The following is a 1,436-nucleotide window of genomic DNA, read 5'->3' on the forward strand; positions in this document are numbered from 1 at the left end:
TCCTTGGTCATCGTCACCGTGGCCGCCGCCGCGGGGTTGAGCCACAGCAGCCATAGCAGGATCAGAGCGGTCAGTCCCACCGGAATCAGCAGCAANCGTTTCATTCGACACCCATGCGCAAGAAGCCTGGGCACAGCCTAGCGTCACGACACCGGGAGCGGCCGTTNCGCGTACTGCATCCCCACCTGCCCATAAACCCATTGCGCCAGATCAAAGCTCTTGCCCCAGCGCGCGCGTTGCGCCGCCGTTGGCGCGAGCGTCACCACGCGCACGATGCCCGCCTGGGCCAGCTTAGCCGCGCACCGGGAGCAGGGCGGCATCGGCCACACGTAGGCTGTGCCGCCGGCGAGGTCATGCTGCGCGAACAGCAGGGCGTTTTCTTCGGCGTGGATGACCAGCGCAAGCTTGGTCTCGCGGTCGTGCAGCTTGTCGGCGTCGTCCGGGACGCCGCGCGGAAAGCCATTTATCCCGGTGGAGAGTATTCTATGTTTCTGGTCTACGATAACGCACGCGCATTTGGTTGATGGATCTTTCGACCACGCGGCAACGGTTCTGCACACATCAAGAAATCTATTGTCCCATTTGTCAACTACGGTTTCCATGTTGCTCCGTTCTTAATAAGTGCGACCGACCTACGCGACACACCATATTCGGTCGCTATTTCTTGGTTACTACGCATGTCGCCCCTTATTTCCGTGGCGGCGGTCATCGAAAGCTTTACCCCGCGTTTGCTCCTGTTTTGGTCTGTGTAGGTTGCCCATCTACAGTTTTCCTTGTAGTAACCGGCTGAGTTATCGATCCTGTCCAGCGTCAACCCATGTGGACATTCTCCCATGTCCTCATAGAAGTTATCGAACGAAAGCCATCTTTCACACAGTGTGACTCCTCGCGCTCCGTAGTTTTTGTACGCTGGGTCTGATGTGACAAGGCACCGAACTTTCATGGCGGTCCACGCCCGGTACGTTTTGTCAGCGCGTTGCCCATCTGCTCGCGAACGCATCCCATGTGTTGTTCTTAGGCGCCCAGCACGTGACAAGACATCAAGCATATAGCACCCACAAGACTGCGTATTCCCACTTGTTAGGGAGCCGATGACGACCTCTGTCGTTTTTCCACAGTCACACCTACAGAGCCATCGTCTAACATTTCTTGCGCCAACGCTTGCAACCTGGATCGCAACAAGTCTCCCAAATCTTTGGCCTGATATGTCTTTTGGGATTCCCATTTTTCACCCGACGCGTATGATTTTCGTCGATGGATCTTTGCTCTTGCGCGCCACCAAGGCCGCGAGGTCCAGGCCGTAGTCGTCCCAGGTCATGAGCGCACCGCCCGGAAGAACAGGACGCGCGGGGCGGCCTTGTTCACCTGATCCAGGTCCGCGCGGAAAGTGCCGGCGTTGCCGATGGCGGATTTGACCGCCGCCGCGTGGAAGGCCA

The 1,436-nt window shown here is 57.9% G+C and carries 1 protein-coding gene; it reads right to left on the minus strand.

Annotated features, from left to right (window positions below; genetic code table 11):
- Positions 1-143: 143 nt before the first annotated feature.
- Complete coding sequence (locus A39O_RS0109370) at positions 144-602, minus strand: dCMP deaminase family protein (protein WP_020504397.1); 459 nt, start codon at positions 600-602, stop codon at positions 144-146.
- Positions 603-1,436: the final 834 nt, after the last annotated feature.

It is taken from the genome of Lamprocystis purpurea DSM 4197, from assembly GCF_000379525.1.
In the GTDB taxonomy this organism is placed as follows: domain Bacteria; phylum Pseudomonadota; class Gammaproteobacteria; order Chromatiales; family Chromatiaceae; genus Thiodictyon; species Thiodictyon purpureum.